Annotated in this window: 22 protein-coding genes; 14 read left to right on the top strand and 8 right to left on the bottom strand. The window is 59.3% G+C overall.

Going from position 1 to position 23,634, the window contains the following annotated elements:
* Nucleotides 1-10 precede the first annotated feature (10 nt).
* The 6 genes from FH08_RS0103610 (at nt 11) to FH08_RS0103635 (ending at nt 6,963) form a co-directional block, all read left to right on the top strand.
* Entirely contained in the window at nt 11-2,431 is a 2,421-nt protein-coding gene (locus tag FH08_RS0103610; RefSeq protein ID WP_031357005.1) for a xanthine dehydrogenase family protein molybdopterin-binding subunit, read from the top strand.
* A gap of 12 nt (nt 2,432-2,443) precedes the next feature.
* A complete protein-coding gene (locus FH08_RS0103615; protein WP_031357006.1) occupies nt 2,444-3,244 on the top strand; it encodes an FAD binding domain-containing protein in 801 nt (266 codons plus the stop codon).
* A gap of 100 nt (nt 3,245-3,344) precedes the next feature.
* A complete protein-coding gene (locus tag FH08_RS0103620; RefSeq protein ID WP_031357007.1) occupies nt 3,345-4,232 on the top strand; it encodes an AAA family ATPase in 888 nt (295 codons plus the stop codon).
* A gap of 6 nt (nt 4,233-4,238) precedes the next feature.
* Complete coding sequence (locus FH08_RS0103625; RefSeq protein ID WP_031357008.1) at nt 4,239-5,441, top strand: vWA domain-containing protein; 1,203 nt, start codon at nt 4,239-4,241, stop codon at nt 5,439-5,441.
* Nucleotides 5,432-5,971, top strand: coding sequence for a CoxG family protein (locus FH08_RS0103630; RefSeq protein ID WP_031357009.1), 540 nt, complete (start codon nt 5,432-5,434; stop codon nt 5,969-5,971). The genes FH08_RS0103625 and FH08_RS0103630 overlap by 10 nt, the downstream gene beginning before the upstream one ends.
* The gene (locus FH08_RS0103635; protein WP_031357010.1) at nt 5,944-6,963 is read left to right on the top strand and encodes an XdhC family protein; all 1,020 of its coding nucleotides are present in this window, start codon (nt 5,944-5,946) and stop codon (nt 6,961-6,963) included. The genes FH08_RS0103630 and FH08_RS0103635 overlap by 28 nt, the downstream gene beginning before the upstream one ends.
* 51 nt (nt 6,964-7,014) lie before the next feature.
* Here the strand turns inward: FH08_RS0103635 and FH08_RS0103640 are convergent, their stop codons facing one another.
* The 4 genes from FH08_RS0103640 to FH08_RS0103655 all read right to left on the bottom strand — a co-directional run bounded on the left by FH08_RS0103640 (nt 7,015) and on the right by FH08_RS0103655 (nt 10,308).
* Nucleotides 7,015-7,770, bottom strand: coding sequence for a glycosyltransferase family 2 protein (locus tag FH08_RS0103640; protein ID WP_031357011.1), 756 nt, complete (start codon nt 7,768-7,770; stop codon nt 7,015-7,017).
* 222 nt (nt 7,771-7,992) lie between these two features.
* Nucleotides 7,993-8,718 carry a PepSY-associated TM helix domain-containing protein gene (locus tag FH08_RS0103645; protein ID WP_031357012.1) on the bottom strand — a complete coding sequence of 242 codons (726 nt, stop codon included), beginning with the start codon at nt 8,716-8,718 and terminating at the stop codon, nt 7,993-7,995.
* Between the two features lie 228 nt (nt 8,719-8,946).
* Nucleotides 8,947-10,011 (bottom strand): serine/threonine protein kinase, encoded by a 1,065-nt coding sequence (locus FH08_RS0103650; protein ID WP_031357013.1) that lies wholly within the window; start codon nt 10,009-10,011, stop codon nt 8,947-8,949.
* A gap of 84 nt (nt 10,012-10,095) precedes the next feature.
* The gene (locus tag FH08_RS0103655; RefSeq protein ID WP_031357014.1) at nt 10,096-10,308 is read right to left on the bottom strand and encodes a hypothetical protein; all 213 of its coding nucleotides are present in this window, start codon (nt 10,306-10,308) and stop codon (nt 10,096-10,098) included.
* A gap of 359 nt (nt 10,309-10,667) precedes the next feature.
* On the opposite strand from FH08_RS0103655, the gene FH08_RS0103660 reads away from it, so the two are divergent.
* From FH08_RS0103660 to FH08_RS0103675, 4 genes are all read left to right on the top strand, one after another.
* A complete protein-coding gene (locus FH08_RS0103660; RefSeq protein ID WP_419177981.1) occupies nt 10,668-11,924 on the top strand; it encodes an MFS transporter in 1,257 nt (418 codons plus the stop codon).
* A 244-nt stretch (nt 11,925-12,168) separates the two neighbouring features.
* Nucleotides 12,169-12,354, top strand: a complete 186-nt coding sequence (locus FH08_RS0103665) for a hypothetical protein (RefSeq protein ID WP_031357016.1) — start codon at nt 12,169-12,171, stop codon at nt 12,352-12,354.
* A 306-nt stretch (nt 12,355-12,660) separates the two neighbouring features.
* Nucleotides 12,661-13,443, top strand: a complete 783-nt coding sequence (locus FH08_RS0103670) for a DUF1295 domain-containing protein (RefSeq protein ID WP_031357017.1) — start codon at nt 12,661-12,663, stop codon at nt 13,441-13,443.
* Between the two features lie 51 nt (nt 13,444-13,494).
* Nucleotides 13,495-14,580, top strand: coding sequence for a class I SAM-dependent methyltransferase (locus FH08_RS0103675; RefSeq protein WP_152602726.1), 1,086 nt, complete (start codon nt 13,495-13,497; stop codon nt 14,578-14,580).
* A gap of 31 nt (nt 14,581-14,611) precedes the next feature.
* Here FH08_RS0103675 and FH08_RS0103680 read toward each other — a convergent pair whose 3' ends face one another.
* On the bottom strand, nt 14,612-16,084 hold the full coding sequence (locus tag FH08_RS0103680; RefSeq protein ID WP_031357019.1) for an amidase: 1,473 nt from the start codon (nt 16,082-16,084) through the stop codon (nt 14,612-14,614).
* 78 nt (nt 16,085-16,162) lie between these two features.
* Nucleotides 16,163-16,858: a dienelactone hydrolase family protein gene (locus FH08_RS0103685; protein WP_031357020.1), complete on the bottom strand. Its 696-nt coding sequence runs from the start codon at nt 16,856-16,858 to the stop codon at nt 16,163-16,165.
* A gap of 697 nt (nt 16,859-17,555) precedes the next feature.
* Between FH08_RS0103685 and FH08_RS0103690 the strand changes: the two genes are divergently transcribed.
* Nucleotides 17,556-18,701, top strand: a complete 1,146-nt coding sequence (locus FH08_RS0103690) for a branched-chain amino acid ABC transporter substrate-binding protein (protein ID WP_031357021.1) — start codon at nt 17,556-17,558, stop codon at nt 18,699-18,701.
* Between the two features lie 201 nt (nt 18,702-18,902).
* On the opposite strand, the gene FH08_RS0103695 is transcribed toward FH08_RS0103690, so the two are convergent.
* Nucleotides 18,903-20,126, bottom strand: coding sequence for an MFS transporter (locus FH08_RS0103695; RefSeq protein ID WP_031357022.1), 1,224 nt, complete (start codon nt 20,124-20,126; stop codon nt 18,903-18,905).
* 194 nt (nt 20,127-20,320) lie between these two features.
* On the opposite strand from FH08_RS0103695, the gene FH08_RS0103700 reads away from it, so the two are divergent.
* From FH08_RS0103700 to FH08_RS0103715, 3 genes are all read left to right on the top strand, one after another.
* The gene (locus tag FH08_RS0103700) at nt 20,321-20,986 is read left to right on the top strand and encodes a HugZ family protein (RefSeq protein WP_031357023.1); all 666 of its coding nucleotides are present in this window, start codon (nt 20,321-20,323) and stop codon (nt 20,984-20,986) included.
* 372 nt (nt 20,987-21,358) lie between these two features.
* Nucleotides 21,359-21,664 (top strand): H-NS family nucleoid-associated regulatory protein, encoded by a 306-nt coding sequence (locus FH08_RS0103705; RefSeq protein WP_031357024.1) that lies wholly within the window; start codon nt 21,359-21,361, stop codon nt 21,662-21,664.
* Between the two features lie 249 nt (nt 21,665-21,913).
* The gene (locus FH08_RS0103715) at nt 21,914-23,119 is read left to right on the top strand and encodes a cation diffusion facilitator family transporter (protein ID WP_081889345.1); all 1,206 of its coding nucleotides are present in this window, start codon (nt 21,914-21,916) and stop codon (nt 23,117-23,119) included.
* Between the two features lie 31 nt (nt 23,120-23,150).
* On the opposite strand, the gene FH08_RS0103720 is transcribed toward FH08_RS0103715, so the two are convergent.
* A complete protein-coding gene (locus FH08_RS0103720) occupies nt 23,151-23,609 on the bottom strand; it encodes an Lrp/AsnC family transcriptional regulator (RefSeq protein ID WP_031357026.1) in 459 nt (152 codons plus the stop codon).
* Nucleotides 23,610-23,634 lie beyond the last annotated feature (25 nt).

Genomic DNA, 23,634 nt, shown 5'->3' on the forward strand with positions numbered 1-23,634 from the left:
GGAGTCCGCGATGAACGCCCCTGAAACACCCGATACCCACCGCATGATCGGCGCCGCCGTTAGACGCAAGGAAGACTATCGCTTCCTGACGGGCAACGGCCAATACACCGATGACGTCGTCCTTCCCCGCCAAACCTTCGCCGTCTTCCTGCGCTCACCCTACGCGCACGCGACGATCCGCAGTATCGACATTACCGCAGCGAAAGAAGCCCCCGGCGTCGTCGCGATCTTCACCGGCGCGGACATGGCCGGCGAAAGCGTCGGCGGATTGCCGTGCGGATGGCTGATCCACAACATCGACGGCAAGCCGATGAACGAACCGCCGCACCCCGTGATTGCGCATACGAAAGTGCGGCACGTGGGCGATCAGGTGGCGTTGATCGTTGCGGAATCGGTGAAGCAAGCGAAGGACGCGATCGAGTTGATCGAAGTGGACTACGACGTGCTGCCGGCCGTCGTCGATACCGCCACCGCCGCCGACCCCGGCCAGCCTCAGGTCCACGATGAAGCGCCGAACAACCTCTGCTACATCTGGGGCCACGGCGATAAAGCGGCCACCGACGCCGCTTTCGCCAAAGCCGCGCACGTGACCACGCTGGATATCGTGAACCAGCGCCTGGTGCCGAACGCGATCGAACCGCGCGCCGTGAACGCGAGCTATTCGAAGTCCGACGACAGCTACACCGTCTACGTCGCGAATCAGAATCCGCACGTCGAGCGTTTGTTGATGGCGGCGTTCGTGTTGTCTCTGCCTGAGTCGAAACTAAGGATCATCGCGCCCGATGTGGGCGGCGGCTTCGGCTCGAAGATCTACCTCTACGCGGAAGATGTGGCGTTGACGTGGGCGTCGAAGAAAGTCCGGCGGCCGATCAAATGGACGTGCGAGCGCTCGGAAGCATTCCTCTCCGATGCCCACGGCCGCGATCACGTCACTAAAGCCGAACTCGCGATCGACGCCGACGGCAAGTTCCTCGGTCTTCGCGTTCACACGACGGCGAACATGGGCGCGTATTTGTCGACGTTCGCGTCCGCGATCCCGACCATCTTGTACGCCACGCTGCTCGCCGGCCAGTACGCTACGCCCGCGATCTACGCCGAGGTAAAGGCTGTTTTCACGAATACGGTTCCAGTGGATGCCTATCGCGGCGCGGGGCGTCCGGAAGCCACGTACGTGCTTGAACGTATCGTGGAAACGGCGGCGCGCGAGATGAACATCGATCCTGCTGAATTGAGGCGGCGAAATTTCATCCGATCGTGGCCGTACACCACGCCGGTTGGCCTGACCTACGATTCCGGCGATTACTCGGCGTTGCTCGACCGCGCGATGGAACTTGCCGATGTGGCAGGGTTCCCGGCGCGGCGCGAGGAATCGAAGAAAAACGGCAAGCTGCGCGGGCTTGGATATTCCTGCTACATCGAGGCGTGCGGGTTGGCGCCATCGAATCTGGCGGGTGCGTTGGGCGCGCGGGCGGGCTTGTTCGAAGCTGGCGAAGTCCGTGTACATCCCACGGGGTCGGTCACCGTGTTCACCGGCTCGCACAGCCACGGCCAAGGGCACGAAACCACCTTCGCGCAAGTGGTGGCGGACCGGCTGGGGGTATCGATGGACAACATCGAGATCGTCCACGGCGACACCGGGCGGATTCCGTTCGGCATGGGCACGTACGGCTCGCGGTCGATTGCGGTCGGCGGCTCGGCGATCATGAAGGCGCTCGACAAGATCGAGGACAAAGCCAAGAAAATCGCTGCGCATTTGCTGGAGGCATCGGCGGAAGATATTGAGTTCAAGGACGGAATTTTCCGCGTGGCGGGGACCGATCGGACGAAGGCGTTCGCGGAGGTATCGCTGGCGGCGTATGTGCCGCACAACTTCCCGCTCGACAAACTCGAACCGGGCCTCAACGAAAACGCGTTCTACGATCCGAGCAACTTCACGTATCCGTCTGGCGCGTATTTGTGCGAAGTGGAGGTTGATCAGGACACCGGCGAAACGCGCATCCAGAAGTTCACCGCCGTCGATGATTTCGGCAACATCATCAATCCGATGATCGTCGAAGGCCAGGTGCATGGAGGGATTGGGCAGGGCATTGGTCAGGCGATGCTGGAACGCGCCGTGTACGACAACGAGAGCGGCCAGTTGATGTCGGGTTCGTTCATGGATTACGCGATGCCGCACGCGTCCGATCTACCGAACTTCGATGTGGAAACGTCGAAAGGCACGCCGTGCGTGCATAACCCGCTAGGCGTGAAGGGCTGCGGCGAAGCGGGCGCGATTGGATCGCCACCGGCGGTGATCAACGCGATCATCGACGCGCTTTCGCCGCTCGGTGTGACCGATCTGCAGATGCCTGCCACGCCGCATCGCGTATGGGCTGCCATGCATGCAGCAGCCGATGCTTCGGCCGCTCGCGGCGCTTCGACTCCCGCTTAAGAGGACTTCGACATGTACTCATTCGATTATCAACGGCCCGACAAGTCCGACGCAGCGGTGGCGTTTCTCAAGCAGAACGAGGACGCCAAATATCTCTCCGGCGGCCAGAGCTTGCTGCCGACCATGCGCTTGCGGCTCGCGCAGCCGTCGGCGCTGGTGGATGTGACGCGCATTGGCACGATGAAGGACATCACCGTGACGGGTGACAAGGTGACTATTGGCGGTGCGGTGTGTCATGCGCAAGTTGCCGCGAACCCGGAGGTGCAGCGTGCGCTGCCGGGGTTGGCGGACCTTGCCGGTCATATTGGCGACCGGCAGGTTCGGGAGCGCGGGACGATCGGCGGATCGCTTGCCAACGATGACCCGGCGGCGTGTTATCCGGCGGCGGTGTTGGCGTTGAACGCGACTATCGTGACGGATAGAAGGCGTATTACCGCCGATGACTTTTTCCTTGGCATGTATGAGACGGCTTTGGAGCCGGATGAACTGATTACATCGGTTGAATTTCCGATTGCCGAGCGGGCGGGGTACGAGAAGTTTCGCAATCCTGCGTCGCACTTTGCTTTGGTTGGTGTGTTTGTTGCGAAGCATGCAGGCGGCGTGCGAGTGGCGATCACGGGCGCGGCAGCGAGCGTGTTTCGGGCGTCGGCGCTTGAGGATGCGTTATCGAAGGAGTTCTCGGTTGCGGCGGCGCGTAGCACGTCGATTTCCGCCGATACGCTCAACGAGGATATGCACGCGAGTGCCGAGTATCGGGCGCATTTGATCCCGATACTTGCCGGAAGGGCGGTCGATAGGGCCAATGCGTTTTAGCTTTTCGTTCGCCCCGGTTTTTTGCTCGCGCCGATGAACGGGCTGGGGTTCTCCCGGCGCGAGCGAAACAAACTCTGACTCAACCAGTCCCAGGAACCTTATGGACCCAGCCTCGATCGACGAAACCCTCGCCGCGCTGAGCGGGCAGCAATACTTCGCCAGCCGCGAACTCGCAACGGGGCTTTTCCTGGCGTTAAAAATGCAGCGCCCGCTATTTCTGGAAGGTGAACCGGGCGTCGGCAAGACTGAACTGGCAAAAGCGGCCGCCGGCATGCTCGGCACGCAAATGCTGCGGCTGCAATGCTATGAAGGACTCGACACCGCCAGCGCGCTCTACGAATGGGACTATCCGCGCCAGATCATGGCGCTGCGGCTTGCCGAGGCAGCAGGTGAACAACCCTCGAACGATTCGCTCTACAAAAGCGAGTTCCTCCTCAAGCGCCCGTTGCTGCAAGCACTTATGCCTGACCCCTCGAATCCAGGCGCTCAACGCGTTTTACTCATCGATGAAATCGATCGCGCCGATGAACCGTTCGAAGCTTTCCTGCTCGAGTTGCTGTCGGATTTCCAGGTATCGATTCCCGAGTACGGAACTGTGCGCGCCGAGCGGCCGCCGCTGGTCGTGATGACATCGAATCGCACCCGCGAGGTCCACGATGCGCTCAAACGACGCTGTTTATATCAATGGATCGGCTATCCCGCCCGCGATGTGGAACTGCAGATTGTGGCTGCACGCGCGCCCGAAGCAGGCGCGGACTTGCAGGCGCGAGCGGTGGCGTTTGTGCATCGGCTGAGGACGCTCGACTTGTTCAAGGCGCCGGGCGTGGCGGAAACCATCGACTGGTGTCGTGCGCTGGCGGCGCTTTCTGTCAGTGAACTCGATCCGCAATCGGTGCAGGACACATTGGGCGTACTGCTGAAGTACCAGGACGACCTAGCACGCGTGGACGCGGCCGAGATCGCCCAGTGCCTCGCCGCGCCGGCCTGAGCGATCATGTCGACGCCAACGCTTGCTCACAACGTCGTGCATTTTGTGCGGCTCTTGCGCGGCGCAGGCCTCGCGATGTCGCCGGCGCACAGCGTTGATGCGCTCGAAGCGCTGCGCTGGATCGACATAACCCGCCGCGATGATGTCCGCGCCGCGCTCGCCGCGCTGCTTGTTCATGCGCCCGACGAGCGCGACCTCTTCCATCAGGCCTTCGATCTTTTCTGGCGCGATCCCGATTGGGAAGGGAAATTGCGCGCGTTATTGCTGCCGAAGGTGACGAACGGCGTGCCGCCGCCCAAGCGTAACAATCGTCTCGCCGATGCCCTCGCCGCACGCGCGGCTGCATTGAAGCAGGAGAACAATCAGCCGGACACGGTTGAACATCTCCACGCGCGCATCACGTTCAGCGCGCAGGAGCGTCTGAGCCATCGCGATTTCGACACCCTTACGTCCGATGAATGGCGCGCGCTTCGACATCAAATTCGTTCGCATAGAATGCCGCTAGCCACGGAGCCGACCCGGCGCTTAAAAACGGCATCGCACGGCACGCATGCCGATTTGCGCGCCAGCGCCCGTAGCGCCGTGCGCTCGGGCGGCGACTGGACCACGTGGAAATACAAGAAAGTGGTCGAGCGCCGCCCGCCGCTTGTCCTGCTGCTCGACATTTCCGGGTCGATGAGCGCGTATTCCCGGGCTGTGCTTTACTTCTGTCATGCCTTGCTGCAGTCGCGCGAACGCCTGCAGGTTTTCCTGTTTGGCACGCGCCTGACCAACGCCACGCGGGCATTACGCGAACGCGATCCTGACGTAGCGATTGCCGCGATCTCCGATCAGGTGGTCGACTGGTCGGGCGGAACGCGGATCGGCGCGGCGCTGGCCGAATTCAACCGGCGCTGGGCGCGGCGGGTGCTCAACGGACGTGCAACGGTTTTGTTCGTCACTGACGGGCTCGATCACGAAGCAATCGATGTCCTCGAAACCGAAATGCTGCGCCTGAGGCGCTTTGCGCATCGGCTGGTGTGGCTTAATCCGTTGCTTCGATACGCCGATTTCACCCCGCGCGCGCGGGGCGTGCGGGCGATCCTGCCGCATGTCGATGCGATGCTTGCGGCTCACAACCTCGACAGCCTGAACGCTGTCGGCCGGGAGCTGGCGGCGGTGACGCGTCGATCGGACCGGAAATCAGCCGGAGACACGTCATGGAACTGACCGAAACGCATCATCTGCCCGTGCCGCAGAATGTCGCTTGGGAAGCGTTGAACGATACTGAAATCTTGCGCGCGTGCATTCCGGGTTGCGAAAGCATAGAAGCCGATGGCGAGAACGCGTATGCGGTGGCAATGACGGCGTCGGTCGGACCCGTAAAAGCGAAATTCAAGGGGCGCATGAATTTGGTGGACATCGACGCGCCGCACACGTACACCATCGTGTTCGAGGGGCAAGGCGGGACGGCCGGTTTCGGCAAGGGGCAGGCGAAGGTGAACCTGGAACCGGGCGACAATGCGGATTCGACCACGTTGACTTACACGGCGAACGCGCAAGTGGGCGGCAAGCTTGCGCAGATCGGCTCGCGGCTGGTGGACGGCGCGGCCAGAAAGATTGCCGGGGAATTTTTCAAGCGCTTCAGTGCGCAGTTGACGCAGGGCGATGAACCCGAGGCGGAGCCCGACTCGGCGGACGGTGAAGGTGTAGAGAAGAAGAGGAAAAGATCATGGACAGCGTGGATCTCGAAGTCCTGAGAAACAGCGCGCGATGGCTCGAACGGGGGCATCGCGTGTTGCTGGTGACTGTAGTTAAGACGTGGGGTTCGTCGCCCCGGCCAGAAGGCGCGATGCTCGCCGTGCGCGATGACGGCGCGGTGATGGGATCGGTGTCGGGCGGCTGCATTGAAGACGACTTGATCGAGCGCGTCAGGCAACGCGGCATTGAGCAGACCAAGCCCGAGAGCGTGAAATATGGAATCTCGGCGGAAGAGGCACATCGGTTCGGACTGCCTTGCGGCGGGACGATTCAACTGGTGCTTGAACCGTTGTCGATGAAGAGCGGTATTGCTGAGTTATGCGATGCCGTTCTCGCCGGCCAGCTGGTGACACGCACGCTCGATATGGCCAATGGCGCGGTCAAGTTAGAGCCAGCGCAAGCAACGGATGGCGTGACGTTCGATGAAACCACGTTGTCGACCATTCACGGGCCGCGGTATCGGATGCTTGTGATCGGCGCGGGGCAGTTGTCGCGGTATTTATGCAGTATCGCGGTCGGGCTGGATTACCACGTGACGGTCTGCGATCCACGTGAGGAGTACACCGACGAGTGGGATGTGCCGGGCACGAAGATTGTGCGCACCATGCCCGACGATACCGTGATGGAAATGAAACTCGATGAGCGTTGCGCGGTGATTGCATTGACGCATGATCCGAAGCTCGACGATCTAGCGTTGATGGAAGCGTTGAAGACGCCGGCGTTTTATGTCGGCGCGTTGGGGTCGCGGAAGAACAACGCGGCGCGCAGGGAAAGGCTGAAAGAGTTCGATCTCTCCGATGCCGAGTTGTCGCGCCTGCATGGGCCGGTGGGGATTTATATCGGTAGCCGGACGCCGCCGGAGATTGCCGTTTCGATTCTTGCTGAAGTGACGGCGGCGAAGAACGGGGTTTCGTTGCCGACGATTCTTCAGGTTGAAGGCGCGAAGGCGGCGCGGGAGCTTGAAGGGACCGGGGAGATTTGCGGGATTTAGGGTGGGTATTTGGTGTCGCCGCGCTTGGACGATAAGCGCGGCACGTTGTTCTCAAGTCACTTTGCCGTTGAGTCGCATGGACTGGAGGTATTGACCGGATACCTCCGATGCTCCGTAATGAACCACGGTCTGGTCAATCAGTGCCCAAATCGATATTCCTGCCTGGCGCGCACGCATGCAGAACGACACGTCTTCGCCCAGATAGACGCCGTCTTCTTCGATGGTTTCGAAGAAGCCGTAGAACTTGCCGCTGGGTATCATCGATGCATATTGTTTCGGCGGCGAGTAGCACTCCGTAAAAGGTTTCGTTACCTCGAACGCTTCGCGTTGCGCCAGGAAAACGCCGGTGCCAATATGCCGTGCTTCGGCAAATCCATTCACGAAATCCATATCTCCGTCCGCATTCGTAACGGGTGCGAACGTGTAGTCGGCATGCTTTTCCAGCCATTGACGCATGGTGAGACCGGAATCGGCGGGAGCTATCGAACGATCCAGATTGAAACGTCTGAACGGATAGGCGAGGCCCGTGAGCGTTTTGTTAGCGGCCAGAAGCTTGATGACGGCTTCGGCGGGAAACTTCATGTCGGTATCGAGGAAAAGCAGGTGCGTGAATTTGGGATGGTCCAGGAAATAGTTGGCGAAGAAGTTTCGCGCTCGAACGATTTGCGAGGACGCAACGTGCAACATTTCGTAGCTTGATCCCGAATCCGTTAATGCGCGTGTGAGGTCCATTAGCGAAAAGGCGAAATTGACGTGGACTTCTTCGCTGTAGGTGGGCAGGCAGATGAGGATGTGGTGGTTGGCCATGAGCAATTGTAAAAATTAGTGATGCGAAATAGTTGGGCGACGATTGAAGCCTTGATGGTACATGCTGCGTGGACTGAGATCGTTTCGTTTTGTTTGCTTTTGTGGATCGGAAAGCGGTTTAATCCACGTGCCGCGTAAGATGTGCAAAATCAAAAAAACAAACCCCGCTTTTTGTCGCGGGGTTTGTTGTTTAAACCGCAGCAAACGCAGACGGCGGCGCCCTCACATCAACCCCATACAAACCATCGCGACAATCGATACCATCACAATCACCGCGCCCACCGTCTTGCGTTTATTCAACTCGGTCCACAGCAACACGCCCGTCAGCGACAGCAGAATAATGCTGCCCGCCAGCGTATCGATGAGCAGCACCCAGCCCACGCTCAACCCCACGCCTTTGTGCAAATTGCTCATGGTCGAGAGAAAGCTGTTCTCGGTGCGTTTCACCGATACAAACCCGTTCCCCACCCAGTATTCCGCCGATACCGACCCGCCCGGCGACGCCACCGCCACCGTCCACAATTCCGGCTGCATGGTCTTCTGATCGCCCCAGCCCACCGCGTGCGCGGACTCACGTTTCGGCCGGCCGATATTCCCGTCAAGCTGGAGTTCCTGCTTGAGCCACTTGCCGAGTTCCATCGGTGACTTGAGGCCATGCTCGGGCACGGCCATTTGCATCTGGGAAACCTGCGGTTCTCCGCTCGAAATCTTCAGCGGACCGGCGCGATGATTCAGCAGAAATCCCGTCGTCCCGAACAGTAACCCCAGCACGGCGCCCCACAAACCGACCCAGCCATGCACCTTGCGTAGCCATTTGATGAAGGTTGCGCGGCGCGAGCGCTGTTTCCGTGCGAACTGTTCAGCGTCGTCGATAAGGCGGCCGCCTCGCGGCGCGTACGGCATCGAGGTCACGTTGGACGCGGGTTCAAAGGTTTCAGGCGCGTTCACGCGTCTCTCCAGAGGGCATAGCGAATAAGGGGATGCTGCGGATGGATTTCTCACCGATACGGCTGACAAGCCGCCAATAAGCACATCGGCGGAGTCAAGCTTTCAAATGAGAATTGTTATCATTACACGAACATTGCAAATCTTCAATAGTCGTGTGACGCGGCCGGAGCAGGAGGGAGGCACTGGCCGCGCCAAAAAGACATCGGCGAACGATCGCCGAAAAAACCGTCAAACCGGCCAGAGCGGCCCTTCTTCCATTGCGCCGACCTGCTCGCGCAACTCCAGAATCCGGTCTTCCCAATAACGCTGCGTGTTGAACCACGGAAACGCGGCGGGAAACGCCGGATCATTCCAGCGACGCGCCAGCCAGGCCGCATAGTGAATCAACCGCAGCGTGCGCAGCGCTTCGACCAGATGCAGCTCGCGCGGCTCGAAATCGCAGAAATCTTCGTATCCCGCCAGCAAATCACCTAGCGCACGCGACGCCTCCGGGCGATCGCCCGGCAGCAACAGCCACAAATCCTGGATAGCGGGCGCCATGCGGCTATCGTCGAAATCGACGAAATGCGGACCCGCATCCGTCCACAACACGTTGCTTGGATGACAATCGCCGTGCAGCCGGATGCTTTTGATATCGCCGGCGCGTTCGTAGCATCGCTCGACACCTTCCAGCGCCATCTTCACTACGGTTTCATACGCTTCCCGCACGTCCTTCGGCACAAATCCGTGCGTCAGCAAAAACTCGCGCGGTTCGTATCCAAAGGTCTGAATATCGAGCGCTGGGCGTTCCACGTACGGCTTGATCTGCCCGACCGCGTGAATCCGGCCGATAAACCGCCCAAGCCATTCCAGCGTCTCCGGCCGGTCGATATCCGGCGCACGTCCTCCGCGTCGTTCGAAGATGGAAAACCGGAAACCTTCAAACGTATGGAGCGACGCGCCATTCAGCACGCGAGCCGGCACCGCCGGAATCTCGCGCTCATAAAGGGTCGAAACGAAAGCGTGCTCTTCGAGAATGGCGTCGTCGGACCAACGCAGCGGCCGGTAGAACTTCGCGACCATCGGCGGCCCGTCTTCCATGCCGACCTGGTACACACGGTTCTCATAGCTGTTGAGCGCGAGCATGCCGCCGTCGGTGCGTTCGCCAAGCGGTATCAGGACGCTGTCGAGCGCATCGAGCACACGCTCGGGCGTGAGATCGGCGAAAGGCGGAGGCGGGAGATTAGCGTCGTCGCCGGAGAGAGAAAGGCTGTCTGCGGGCGCGCGCGATGCATCGGAATGGTTCGAGTTCATCCCTGCATTGTGACGCGCATCGCGGGGGGAAGCATCAGCGATGCGCGGATACAGCGAAACAACGTTCTGAAACGCGCTAATTCCTTAATGTATGAGCGCGTTGGACGGGCGGACGAGTTCGCCGGTGTCGATCAGATCTTCGAGGAAGAACGGTTCCGTGTTTAGCAGCTCCGACGTGCCGGGTTCATCGGCGTACCAGGCGACCATCGCCATGTCGCCGAGAATCCGCATGACGATCCCGCGTGCGCCTTGTGGCACAGCAATATGGACGGAGCGAACGATTGAACCAATTTGCATGATGACTCCCCGAGGTGTGCCGGCAAAACAGTGCGCGTGCCGGTCGGTTCTGCATGAAGCACAGGAGCGTGAGGCCCTGTGCACGAAACTAAAGTGCCGCGCGTGAATTCCTCGAATGCCTGCAAACTGCAGTCCTGTACCGATGATTTCGGCCGAAACGATGTTCTACTTTAGCGCAACAATTCCCGTGGGGCGAAAACTTGCATCGCATCGAAACAACGTATGCGCAATCCAACTATTTTTCGAAAGTTGATTGAAAGCGCCCGGCGTGGAACGCTGCGTGAAGCTTCCGGCCCGATGTCCGGCAAAACCCTGACGATCAAGGTATGGTTAGGGCCTTCGCCACCGGAGATCCACTTGTGACTTCATCGCCGGCGTCGTCCCGGTCAGCTTCGTCTTCCTCGCATAGCCCCGATTCCTTGCCGTACCTCGAACGCGGATCGCGTGCTTATTGGCACGCGGCGATTGCCTTGCTATTTGCAGGCTACGCCACCTTCTCGCTGCTCTACTGTTTGCAGCCGCTCCTTCCGGAGTTCACCAAGACGTTTGGCGTGAGTCCGGCGGAAAGTGCGCTGTCGGTATCGGTGACGACGGCTTCGCTTGCCATCGCGATTTTTATCGCCGGCTTTCTTTCAGAGGGCTGGAGCCGGCATCGATTGATGACGTTGTCGCTGACGGTTTCTGCGCTGCTGACGATCATCGTGGCGTTTCTGCCGAGCTGGCACGCGTTGTTGTTCGTGCGTGCGCTCGAAGGACTCGCGCTGGGTGGCGTGCCGGCCGTCGCCATGGCCTATCTTGCCGAGGAAGTGCATCCCGACGGCCTCGGCCTCGCGATGGGACTCTACGTCGGCGGCACGGCAATCGGCGGAATGGCTGGGCGGGTGATCAGCGGAATTCTCGCGGACTTTTTCTCGTGGCGTGTGGCTATCGGCGGAATCGGGGTGCTTGGGCTGCTCGCCACGCTGGCGTTTCGCGCGCTCCTGCCACCATCGCGACGTTTCGTGCCGCGCGCCGGAATGGCCTTTAGTCATCACCGGATTGCGCTGGCTGGGCATCTGAAAAATCGCGGCCTGCGATGCGTGATCTTGATGGGTTTCGTGCTCATGGGCAGCTTCGTGACGCTTTATAACTACGTCGGATATCGGTTGATCGCAGCGCCGTTCAATCTCAACCAGACGGAGATTGGCGCGATATTCGTGGTGTATCTGACGGGCGTGGTGGCATCGCCGTGGTCCGGAAAAATGGCCGATATATTCGGCCGCGGCCGCGTCCTGATCGCCGCGCTCCTGCTGATGATTTTTGGCGTGGCGTTGACGTTGTCGAGTTCGCTGCCCGTGGTGATTGCCGGCATCGCGTGCATGACGTTCGGGTTTTTCGCGGGGCATTCGGTCGCAAGCGGCTGGATCGGCTGGTTGGCCAAAGGGCCGAAAGGCCAGGCGGCGGCGCTGTATCTGCTGGCGTACTACATCGGCTCCAGCGTGCTCGGTTCCTGGGGTGGGCACTTCTGGACTATCGCCGGCTGGCCGGGCGTAAGCAGCTTCGTTTTCGTGCTGCTGTTAATCGGTTTGGGCGGCGCAGAATACTTGCGCCGGCTGGAGCATTGCGCGAATGCCTGATCGCTTAGATACACGGAAGAACGTAATGAAAGACCTTTGTAAATATCGATGAACAAGGGTTTTTACGTATCCACTTAAAACATCTGACCTGAAAGCCACGCCCTGTATGGCGTTTCTTTAATCGTTCGCTAACGTTTGCGGAAAGCGGCACAAATAAAGTTTAAACAACGGCCTATACTCGAATCGACAGTGCGACGTCTCACGCAGCCAGGTGAACGCTGAGCACGAATGATGGGAGACGGGTATGACCACATACTTCACGATCGGCGACTTCATCCTGATTATCCCGATGGCGCTTGCCGGCATTCTCTTTCTCGGGGCTGTGCCGTGCGCGACGCAATTCCGGAAAAACACACTACGCGTATTTGGCGCGCTGCTCGGCGTGCTGATTGCGTTCCTGCTGGTGGAAGGATTGCCGGCCCTCGTTTAGCAGTTCTATGTCGGAATGAACGGCGCGGCGAGTAGGGGCTTCGGCTTTCACTTCCACGCCTGTTGATCGGGAACAGGGCGCCGCAAGACGCGCCGTTCCTGCGATCGCGGTCATCGTCAGGAATGTCCTCTGCTCACGTTCGCTCTGAACGTCGACATCTGGTTTACTTCAATCTCGCTTTTGCTACTTCGAATCCGCGCATCCGTCGGAGGACAATGTGCGTAATTAGCCCAAGTCGTAATCGCAATCGCTCTCCAGTCGATGCCACCGATATTCAACGAACAATAAATCGACATCGAGGATCTCATGCCGCCGCTCACCGTTGCCGTTATCGCTTTTATCGCGCTCATCGTTGTTTTCGCAGCGGTTTGGGCATGGCAGGTTAAATCGAAGAATGCCGGGATGGTCGATCCCATCTGGGCGATGTCGCTTGGCCTGATCGCGGTGCTGGTCGCAGTACTCGCCGAGGGCGATCTGCACACGCGGGTCGTCGTGGGAATTGGCGGGTTCATCTGGGGCATGCGACTGGGTGTGCATCTGTGGAAACGCAATGCAGGTCACGCCGAAGATCCGCGGTATCACAAGTTCCGCGAGCAATGGGGCGCTGACGCCAACAGGAAAATGTTCTGGTTCTTCCAGATGCAAGTCGTGATTTCGATGTTGTTATCGCTCGCGTTTTTCGTGCCGGCCTATCGCGCAACGCCGCCGGGCGCCGCCTGGGTCGCGCTCGCGGCGGTGATCTGGGTGATCTCGATTGCGGGCGAAACGCTCGCCGACCATCAGTTGCGCGTGTTCAAGGCGGACCCGTCGAATCACGGCAACGTCTGCCGCGCGGGCTTGTGGCGTTATTCACGGCACCCGAACTACTTCTTCGAGTGCGTGCATTGGGTCGCGTACATCCCGCTTGCAATCGGCGTAGGCGCATGGATTTTCGCCATGCTGTTGCCGCCCGTGCTGATGGCGTGGCTGCTGATGAAAGTCTCGGGCGTACCCATGGTTGAAGCAGAATCGGCTAAAAAACGCGCGGGCTATGCCGACTACATGCGTACGACCAGCGCATTGATTCCATGGCCGCCGCGTCACCCTTAAATAATAATAGCGAGGAGTTTCCACATGAGCGATCTGCCATCGCAAGCGGTTATGTCAGAACCACAAGAAAAAGAAGTGCCGACGGAGAACTGGCTGATCGACTGGTGCGAGCGCGGCCGCGTTCCTGACTCGCTCGTGCGCTTCGGGATGCGCTGGCTGATGAAGCAGCGTCTGCGAGATGAGGGCATCGACGACGGCGAAGCGCGTTCGAAGCGCTTCAATCGTCTGGTCGATGAACTGCGCGCAAGCCCGATAGCGATCGAAACGCAAGCCGCGAACACGCAGCACTACGAGATGCCGGCAGCGTTTTTCCATGGCCATTTGGGCGAGCACCTGAAGTATTCGTGCTGCTTGTATCGGACGGGAACGGAAACGCTTGATCAGGCCGAGCGCGCCATGCTCGAGGAATACGCCGTCCGTGCGCATCTCACCGATGGCCAGCGCATTCTCGATCTCGGTTGCGGCTGGGGTTCGCTCTCGTTGTGGCTGGCGGAAAATTATCCGCGTTCGCAGATCGTGGCTTTATCGAATTCGCGGGGGCAGCGCGAGTTTATAGAGAGCGAGGCGGCCGAGCGCGGCATCACGAATTTGAGCGTGGTGACGGGGAATATTGTCGATCATCAATTCGATCCGGCATTGCTCGGCGATGGATTCGACCGCGTGTTGTCGATCGAGATGTTCGAGCACATGAAGAACTATCGGCTGTTGCTGAAGAAGATTTCTGGCTGGATGCGCGAGGACGGCAAGCTTTTTGTGCATGTGTTCGCGCATCGAACGCTGGCGTATCACTTCGAAGTGAAGGATGGCAGCGACTGGATGTCGAAGTACTTTTTCACGGGCGGGACGATGCCATCGGAGGCGCTGCTCCTGCATTTCCAGGACGATCTCACCATTGACCGTCAATGGTGGGTGAGCGGCACGCATTATGAGAAGACGGCCAATCACTGGCTGGCGAATCTGGACGCGGCGCGTAACGAATTGATGCCGATGCTGATCCAGACGTATGGCGCGGACAACGCCGGCATCTGGTTTCAGCGCTGGCGCATGTTTTATATGGCCGTGGCGGAGTTGTTCGGTTACGCCGGCGGCAACGAATGGGGCATCGCGCATTACCGGTTTTCCAAACGGGCGGGCTAGGTTGCACTGATGCGGGTTGGGCAAAAACGCTTCATCTCGCCGCCATCAATGCCGGGCGGCGGGCGAACCACGGCCTTGCGGCCTCCAGCTGCGCTGCCAGCCGGAACAACGTGGCATCGTCGTTGATCCGCCCCGCGAACTGCACGCCGATCGGCATGCCGCGGGCGTTCCAGTACAGCGGCACGGACATCGCCGGCTGACCGGTGAAGTTGAAAAGCTCCGTGCAACCGGCCCAGTCAAATGCCTTCTTGGAAGAAATCGACAACATCCGCTTCAACAACGGCTCAATGGGAATCGCCGAAAGCACGCGCATCTGGAAACGCTCGAACTGGGTCGGCTGCTTCGCTCCAATCCTGACCGGTGCGGCAGCAAGCGTGGGCGTCAACAGCACGTCATATCGCGTCATCAACGTAGCCATCTTCGCCTTGAACTGACGCTGGGTTTCCAGTGCGGCCGGCAGATCGCGTTCGCCGATCTTGCGGCCAATATGCGCCATCGCCCACGATGCAATTTCGAAATCAGCGCGCTTCGGCTTCTGGCCGCTGATGCGATCGGCGTGCAGCACGATCTCTTTGGCCAGCACCGACCACATCACCAGGAACGCATGGGCGAGGACGTCGAAGTCGAGCCCGAAAGACGTTGGCTCTACACGATGACCCAGTGATTCAGCGAGCCTGGCGGCATCGTCGAGAGCGGCTTTTACATCCGCCGATATCGCCCCCGCAAGCTGCGGCTCTTCCATATAGCCGATGCGCAACGGCCCGCACGGTTCGCCGACAGCCCGGAAGAAGGCGTTCGAATGCCCGGACGATGTGAGGTCGAGCAGCAGGGCGCTATCGCGGACACTGCGCGACACGGCATGATCCACCGCCAGATCGCCGGGAGCGGGCAGCGGCTGCGGTTGGACACTGTTGGATGGCTTGTAGCCGAAGAGCCCGCAACACGACGCCGGGATGCGGATCGAGCCGCCGCCATCCGCCGCGTGCGCAAGTGGGACGACACCGCCCGCGACCGCCGCCGCTGCGCCTCCGCTGGAACCGCCCGGGGTGTAGTCGAGTCCCCACGGGTTGCGCGCCGGGCCGAACAACTCGGGTTCGGTGTACGGCATCTGGCCGATCTCAGGCGTGTTGGTCTTGCCGAAAATGTTGAGCCCGGCCTGCTTCGATCGCGCGACGATCAGCGAGTCTTCAGTGGGCGTGAAATGCTGGAAATGGCGGCAACCCATGGACATCCGCAAACCCGCGACCGGCGCACCCAGGTCCTTGATGAGGTAGGGAACGCCCGCGAGCGGACCTTGGCCCAGGGTGGCGGAGCCATCGCGTCCGCCACGGCTCGCGCGGTTGCGAGCCGCCTGATAGTCCTTCAGGACAATGGCGTTGAGCGCCGGATTAACGGCTTCGGCGCGCGCGATTGCCGTATCGATCAATTCCCGCGCGCTGACCTGGCCGCTGCGCACGAGCTCGGCCAGGCCGATCGCGTCGTAGTCGAGATACTCGGACTGCAAGGTTCTCCCTCCTTTGATGCGGTTGTGTCCCGTCTTCTCAGGCGGCCAACCGTGCAGTCCGCGGAACAGCGCGCCGAGTTACGAATGCTCGCCGAGGAACGTCAGTGTGCGGCCGTGCGCCAGTGCCGACGCCGCTTGATTGTACGATGCGCGATCCGTGCAATTGAAGCCGTGATCGGCGCCCGGATACACGTGGACCTGAGCGTCCTTGCCCGCGAAGCGCTGCTTGACCGAGTCGATCGCGGTGGACGGAATGTGGGCATCGAGTGCGCCGTAGTGAAATTGCATCGGCACCTTGATCTTGTCGGCCTGGTCGAGCTCGTTCTGGATGCCGCCGCCGTAGTAGGCCACGGCGATATCGAATGCACCTTGCGCAGCGGACAAATAGGCCAGCCGGCCGCCAAGGCAATAACCGACGGCCGCGATCTTGCCCGTGACTTCCGGCAAAGCGCGCAGCGCGGCGGCGGTTGTGGTGACATCGTCGACTGCTTTCGATGCGTCGAGCTTGCCGTAGATTTCCATCGCCTTTTCGCGGTCGGCGCCGTCGTAGCCGAGTTCCACGCGCGGCTGGACGCGCCAGAAAATGTCGGGGGCGAGCGCGACGTAACCATCGGCCGCGTACTGGTCGGCCACGGCGCGGATGTGCGAGTTCACGCCGAAGATTTCCTGGATGATGACGACACCCGGGCCTTTGCCGCCTTTGGGCAACGCGAGATAGCCCTGGAAGGTGTCGCCGTCTGCAGGAATGTCGATCCAGCGGGATGTCACGGTCATGATGAAGCTCCTGGCTGATGCCTGAATAAGTGGGGCGAAATGATAGGGGACGATAAGGGTGGGAACCGCGGCCGGACAGTGTGCCACCATTCGATGCGCCTTGCTGGCAAGGGCGCGCGCTGTAAAGCAGCTGTAGGCAACGCGCGCGGCAGAGGGTTTTCAGCGATATTTCTGAGCCGTTCCACCGTCGTCATGGAGCACGGCGTGAGGCTTTGAAGCGGTGACTAGTTAATAGTGCTACCCGAGTGCTAACCCGAGTGCTAACCCCAATGCTTACCCGAGTTCTTAACCCACGAAATTGACTTGAAACAAACGGACCGAACAATAACGGCACGGCCGGGTAAAACTAAAGTGCCGCCTCTAGAACGCCGCGAACGACCACTTGCGCAAACGTGTCAATCTGCTGAAGAACCGCATGTACAGGACCTTTGCGCACTGCACCAGCACACTTTCAAGCGCTTCTCAACACATCTCTTATTGGTAGTCGCACCACTATCCTAAAAAACTTCCCCAAATTAATTTGATAACCCTACACTTGCGCGCAGTGCGGATGCTGGTCGTCATAAACGGCCTGCGGAAGTACGAGCCAAGTGCATGACGATGCATCCGGCGTGGTCGTCCACGGGGCTGAGCGAAACGTGATGAAACGGAGCACAGGGCGACACCGTTGTTTTTGGGACCGAAACTGGAGACTTACATGAACACCAAGCTTCACAAACTGTTGCCTATCAGCGCTGCAGCGCTAATGTTCGCCTCGATGGCAACAACCGCTACGGCCGACGAAACCGTCAAGATCGGTCACGTTGCACCGTTGACCGGTGGTATTGCCCACCTGGGCAAGGACAACGAAAACGGCGCGCGCCTCGCAGTTGAAGAAATCAATGCCAAGGGTCTGACGATCGGCGGCCAGAAGATCACGCTTCAACTCGATCCGCAAGATGACGCAGCTGACCCGCGTACAGCTACTCAAGTGGCGCAAAAGCTCGTCGACGACAAAGTCGTTGCCGTGGTTGGCCATTTGAACTCGGGCACCTCGATCCCGGCATCGAAGATCTATAGCGATGCAGGCATCGTGCAGATTTCGCCGTCGGCAACGAACCCGGTGTACACGCAGCAAGGCTTCAAGACGACGTATCGCGTTGTGGCAACCGATGCACAACAAGGTCCGGCACTGGCTAACTATGCCTCCAAGGAGCTGAAGCTGAAGAGCGTCGCGATTGTCGATGACTCGACCGCTTACGGCCAGGGTCTCGCGAACGAGTTCGAAAAGACTGCCAAGTCGCTCGGCATGAACGTGATGTCGCATGATGCGACCAACGACAAGGCTGTCGACTTCCGCGCAATTCTGACGAAGATCAAGGGCGAAAATCCTGACGCTGTGATGTTCGGCGGCATGGACGCAACCGGCGGCCCGTTCGCCAAGCAAGCCAAGCAACTCGGCCTGCGTGCCAAGGTACTGGCTGGCGACGGTGTTTGTACCGACCAGTTGTCGCAACTGGCTGGCGATGCAACCGACAATATCGTCTGCTCGGAAGCCGGTATGGCGCTCGAAAAGATGGCGGGCGGGGCGGAATTCTCGGCCAAGTTCCAGAAGCGTTTTGGCCAGCCGATCCAGATCTACGCTCCGTTCACGTATGACGCGGTGTACATCATTGTCGATGCTATGAAGCGCGCCAATTCCACCGATCCGGCGAAGATTCTGGCAGCAATGCCGAATACGGATTACAAGGGTGTGATCGGCGAAACGACCTTCGACTCGAAGGGCGACCTGAAGCACGGCGTGATCTCGCTGTACAACTACAAGGCAGGCAAGAAGACGCTGCTGGACGTAGTCAAGATGTAATTGCCGCAGGCGGTCAGAGTCGTGATGTTTCGACTGTGGCCGCCTTCGATGATTTTCATTCTTAAAAAAACGCGCTGATTTCGGTCAGCGCGTTTTTTTTGCGCGGCTATTTGGCTAATAGTAAGTGGCCAATGCCTGTTGCATGGTTGGTGTCTGTGGTCGGTTAGCCCGTTGCAATCCGGTGACCGCGGCGCTGTCCGTTCACAGCTTCAACTGTTTCATGATTCTCGGTCCCACGAGCGCGATCAGCGCTGCGCAAGCCGCGACCACCGATAACCCGATCGGCAACGTGCTCACCTGCGCCACACCGCCTATCAGCACCGGCCCGAGCAGCAAGCCGAAGTAAGCGAGGCCTGCGACATGCGCGAGCCCTTCTGCCGGGCTCACGCCCTCCACACGCGCCGCTGCGGCGAACAACACCGGCATCATGTTCGCGAGTCCGAGCCCCATGAGCGTGAAACCCGCGAGCGTGATGACCGCGTGTGGAAACAACAGCGCCGCCACCATGCCGATAAATGCCAGCGCCGCGCTCGCGAAGATGAGTTGCGGCGCGCCGAAGCGGGCGCGGACCGCATCGCCACCGAAACGTCCCGCCGCCATGCCACCGGTGAAGGCCGCGTAGGCCGTGCTGGAGAGCGCAGGCGTGGCGAGCACCACGTCACGCATGTAGACCGTTGCCCAGTCGTACATGGCCCCTTCAGCGATCAACGCGACCAACGCCATGCCGCCGAGCGCCCACAACGCTCGGGAGCGCCAGCGATTCGATGACGACCCGCCATGCGCATGGTCTGCGTGAGGGACGTGCGGCAGGACGGCGGGCATGGACACCAGGAGCACGATCACGCTCACCACCGACGCCAGAGCGAGATGCACCTCCGGCGCCATGCCATGCGCGAGCAGCGCGCCGCCAGCGGCCGCACCGGCCATCCCGCCGACGCTGAACATGCCGTGCAGCGACGACATGATGGGCCGCTCGAGCGCTTCTTCAACGGCGCTGGCTTCCGCGTTCATCGCGACATCGAGCGTGGCCATGCTGAAGCCGAACAGCGCCAGGACGACCAGCAGCAGCCAGTAGAACGGTGCGACGAGGATCAGCGCGCCGCCAATCGTCATGCCGATACCGCCGGCCAGGCACGCGCGGCGAGTGCCGACGCGCGCGATCCACGGACCGTTGGTGAGCATGGCGACAATCGAGCCGCCGGCGACCGCCAGCAACGCAATAGACAGCGATCCGGGACTCAGGTGGAATTTGTCACGCACGGTGGGTACATGCACGCCCCAGGACGCGTACAGCATCCCGGCGATGAAAAACACGGCCATGGTCGCGTAGCGCGCCCGCTCGCGTTTTGCCGCGGGAAGCCGCCGATGCGCGGCGTTCGGGGTGTCGTGCCCGACGGCGCGGGCACTTGAGACAGATTCGGACACGGGTGTTTGCTCTCTCTCGGCTTTCTTGTTGGCTTCTTGTGCTCACGGCCGGTCTTTCGTTGGCCGGCGAAGCTTTCAATTCTATCGGGTTGCGGACGGACCTGGTTTTAGTGCTTTAAGATCGCAAAGGCAGCCCGCTGCTCTTATTGGGTTCGCTGCCTGGCCGCTGGTGAGTTCTCTCGTGAGGTCCCGCTTTGAATATCCCGTCGCATGCTCCGTTGCATCTGCTGCATCAAGTGCCGCACGGCACGCTTGCCACGCATTCGCGTGAGCCGCGCGGTTTTCCTTACCCCACCGCATTACCTTTCGCGCCAACTTCCCGTCACGTGCCAATGGTCCTTATTAGCCATCTGGCCGAACACACGCGCAATCTGCAACTGGACGCACGCGCGGGATTCCTGATTACCCAAACGGCCAGCGATGCCATTCTCGAAGGGCAGCGTCTTACCATGCTCGGCTCGTTTTCTCCGGCGCCACCTGAATCCGTCGATGAACTGGCGCGCCGTTATCTCAGATATCACCCGGAAGCGGCCCGTTATCTTGAATTGGGCGACTTCACGTTCTGGATCATGTCGCTCGAACGGATGCGCTATATAGGCGGCTTTGGCGCAATGGGCTGGCTGGATGCAACGGCGCTTGATCCACTTGAACCGTTATCCGAGCAGAATGAACTTCGACTACTGGAATTATTTTCCGATTCTCCCGCGCGACCGGCTGATCTCGAACTAATGGGGATAGACAAATATGGTTGCGACCTGCGGACTCCCGGAGCGCGCAATCGTTTCACCTTCGATAAACCGAAACAAACCCGCGCAGAATTGAATGCTGCGTTGATCGATTGTATTGAACGGCATAGGTGATTGTCTGAACTCGTGATCGCCCGATACGTGTCTTTATGTCGCCGAATTACGAGATGGCGTTACGGCGATGAAGACGTTTGAGCAAACTCGCACGGAATGGAAGGTTTGGCCGATATGTTTCGGGTTATTTTCATTTCATGAAAGATTTTCCGGGTTAATTTAATGATGTAAGTAAGATGAATGCGTAGTTTCGGTAGCATTCACGAAATATCACGAATTGTTACGAACGCCCGTCGACTGAATTGATTTAAATCGACAGCGTAGAAGCGTGCGCGCAATCCTAGTTGTGTTAATCTGCGATTCATTGAGAGGCTTAACGTTATAACCGGAACGGGCAACGACTCGTACACTGCAAACCACAAGGAAAAGATCATGACGTCTTACAAGGAACTTCTCGCGCAGCGCGAAAATCTCGAGCGACAGATTGAAGAAGCGAAGTCGCGGGAATATGCCGAAGTTCTCAATGAAATCAAGCAGAAAATGGCCGACTATGGGATCACGCTCGCTGAATTGGCAGGCGGTCGCGGCGGCAAGAATTTGAAAAACGCTGCGCGTCCGCGTGCAGGCGTTGCACCGAAGTATCGTGACCCGGACAGCGGCAGCACGTGGTCCGGCCGTGGCAAGCCACCGAAGTGGATTGCAGGCCAGGAGCGCGACAACTTCCTGATCCAGAAGTAAAAGGGCGATTGTTTGAAAAAGCCGCACCATTAAAAAGGTGCGGCTTTTTTTGCGCCTGTGCAGCGGCCGACTGATTGCCAGCAGTCGAAATCATTCGGTTGCGCGGCATTGCGACGATATTCAAGATGCGACATGAGAACACGTCGCGTTCAGATAAATAGATGATTTTTATAGGGTTTTTTGTTTTTAAACGTGTGAGTGGAAGCGCGGCTTGGTAAAATTCGTCAAACGATGACTTCGAGTGATGACATGCCGCAATCAACAGCGCGCGCCGCAGAAAAGCAGGACGTAGCCCGCAAAACAACCTTCGCGAGTATCGCGGTGAATTCTGTGCTGATGGCGGCGCAGATCGTCGTCGGTGTGTTTGCGCATTCCCAGGCCTTGATTGCCGACGGTATTCATTCACTGTCTGACCTGGTGTCGGACTTCATCGTGCTGCTGGCCAATCGGCATAGCACCGCTGCTCCTGACGACGATCACAATTACGGCCACAGCCGTTATGAAACGGTCGCTTCATTATTTCTCGGTGCTCTTTTAATTGCTGTCGGCGTGGGGATGTTATGGCGAGCAGGTGAACGTATTACCAATCTTCAAGACATCCCGGAGGTTCACGCAAGTGCACTGGTTGTCGCAGCCATAGTTCTGATTTCTAAGGAGTTATTGTTCCGCTATATGCTCCGCGCGGCCGAACGCGTGAGATCGGCACTATTGATTGCCAATGCATGGCACGCCCGGTCTGACGCGGCGTCATCGCTGGTCGTCGCTATCGGCATTATGGGGAGTATGGCCGGCTGGCGTTTGCTGGACCCTATCGCGGCCGCAATTGTCGGTTTTATGGTTGCGCGAATGGGTTGGACTTTCGGATGGGATGCTCTGCAGGATTTGTCTGATCGCGCGCTGGATCATGCCGAAACCGAGAAGTTGCGCATGCTGTTGAGCAGCACGCCCGGTGTTCTCGATGTTCATGATTTGCGCACGCGGAAAATGGGCGATCTCGCCATTGTCGACGCGCATATTCTCGTCGATCCCCTCATTTCAGTTTCGGAGGGCCACTACATTGCAGAATTGGCGCGAGGGCGGTTGTTGACGAATACCCACGTTCTGGATGCATTGATTCATGTTGATCCGGAGAATGACGAAGCCAACCCTCAGCCGGGCAGAATGCCGACGCGTTCGGCGGTCAGTGATGCCATAAGCGCTGTATTGGGAACTCACGGTCTCACGTACAACGCATTGAACCTGCATTATCTGAGCAGCGGATTCGATATCGACGTGACACTTCCCGCCGACTTAACTGATGAGCAGCTGGCCAGTCTGGAAGCCGGCGATTTTGAGGCACTCAAGCGAAAACTCGGTGCACGCGAGATTCGGTTTACGCAAACTGTAAGAAACACGCCGCACGTTGCCATTACAGAATCCGCTGCGGTTTCGCGCCCTGCTTTGCGCCCTGATTAAAGCGCCCGCATTCATGTAATTGAAAGCTATCTTAAAGCGGCAATTGCGTATCGAATTTGATTTCTCGCAGGACCACACTGGTCCGGACTTGCGCGACTGCCGGAATCTTGAAGATGCGGTCGTGGAGAAAAGCGTCGTATGACTTGATGTCGGGCGCGACAATTTTCAGGATGTAATCGGCCTCGCCCGTGGTGCTGTAGCACTCGGTGACTTCCGGGCACGTGGTGATCTCGCGTTCGAATTGCTCGACACCGCCCTCTGTGTGACGCGTGAGATGAATATGAGCGAGCGCGCAGACATGTAGCCCAAGCTTTTCGCGATCGAGCAGCGCGGTGTACCGCTGGATCACGCCCGATTGCTCCATGTCCTTGATACGACGCCAGCACGGAGTGCTCGAAAGCCCGACCTGATCGGATATCTCCTGAACCGAACGGCGGGCGTCCAGTTGCAGAAGTCGCAGGATTTTTTGTGAAAACGTGTCGAGAGTCAACTGCGCCTCCTTTCGGTCGCTACCA

This window comes from Caballeronia sordidicola (assembly GCF_000729995.1).
GTDB lineage: Bacteria > Pseudomonadota > Gammaproteobacteria > Burkholderiales > Burkholderiaceae > Caballeronia > Caballeronia sordidicola_A.

What these genes read in the sequence shown, in the direction of transcription:
- FH08_RS0103610 (WP_031357005.1), top strand. Translation starts at nt 11, where the DNA reads ATGAACGCCCCTGAAACACCCGATACCCACCGCATGATCGGCGCCGCC.
- FH08_RS0103615 (WP_031357006.1), top strand. Translation starts at nt 2,444, where the DNA reads ATGTACTCATTCGATTATCAACGGCCCGACAAGTCCGACGCAGCGGTG.
- FH08_RS0103620 (WP_031357007.1), top strand. Translation starts at nt 3,345, where the DNA reads ATGGACCCAGCCTCGATCGACGAAACCCTCGCCGCGCTGAGCGGGCAG.
- FH08_RS0103625 (WP_031357008.1), top strand. Translation starts at nt 4,239, where the DNA reads ATGTCGACGCCAACGCTTGCTCACAACGTCGTGCATTTTGTGCGGCTC.
- FH08_RS0103630 (WP_031357009.1), top strand. Translation starts at nt 5,432, where the DNA reads ATGGAACTGACCGAAACGCATCATCTGCCCGTGCCGCAGAATGTCGCT.
- FH08_RS0103635 (WP_031357010.1), top strand. Translation starts at nt 5,944, where the DNA reads ATGGACAGCGTGGATCTCGAAGTCCTGAGAAACAGCGCGCGATGGCTC.
- FH08_RS0103640 (WP_031357011.1), bottom strand. Translation starts at nt 7,770, where the DNA reads ATGGCCAACCACCACATCCTCATCTGCCTGCCCACCTACAGCGAAGAA.
- FH08_RS0103650 (WP_031357013.1), bottom strand. Translation starts at nt 10,011, where the DNA reads ATGAACTCGAACCATTCCGATGCATCGCGCGCGCCCGCAGACAGCCTT.
- FH08_RS0103655 (WP_031357014.1), bottom strand. Translation starts at nt 10,308, where the DNA reads ATGCAAATTGGTTCAATCGTTCGCTCCGTCCATATTGCTGTGCCACAA.
- FH08_RS0103665 (WP_031357016.1), top strand. Translation starts at nt 12,169, where the DNA reads ATGACCACATACTTCACGATCGGCGACTTCATCCTGATTATCCCGATG.
- FH08_RS0103670 (WP_031357017.1), top strand. Translation starts at nt 12,661, where the DNA reads ATGCCGCCGCTCACCGTTGCCGTTATCGCTTTTATCGCGCTCATCGTT.
- FH08_RS0103675 (WP_152602726.1), top strand. Translation starts at nt 13,495, where the DNA reads ATGTCAGAACCACAAGAAAAAGAAGTGCCGACGGAGAACTGGCTGATC.
- FH08_RS0103685 (WP_031357020.1), bottom strand. Translation starts at nt 16,858, where the DNA reads ATGACCGTGACATCCCGCTGGATCGACATTCCTGCAGACGGCGACACC.
- FH08_RS0103690 (WP_031357021.1), top strand. Translation starts at nt 17,556, where the DNA reads ATGAACACCAAGCTTCACAAACTGTTGCCTATCAGCGCTGCAGCGCTA.
- FH08_RS0103705 (WP_031357024.1), top strand. Translation starts at nt 21,359, where the DNA reads ATGACGTCTTACAAGGAACTTCTCGCGCAGCGCGAAAATCTCGAGCGA.
- FH08_RS0103715 (WP_081889345.1), top strand. Translation starts at nt 21,914, where the DNA reads ATGCCGCAATCAACAGCGCGCGCCGCAGAAAAGCAGGACGTAGCCCGC.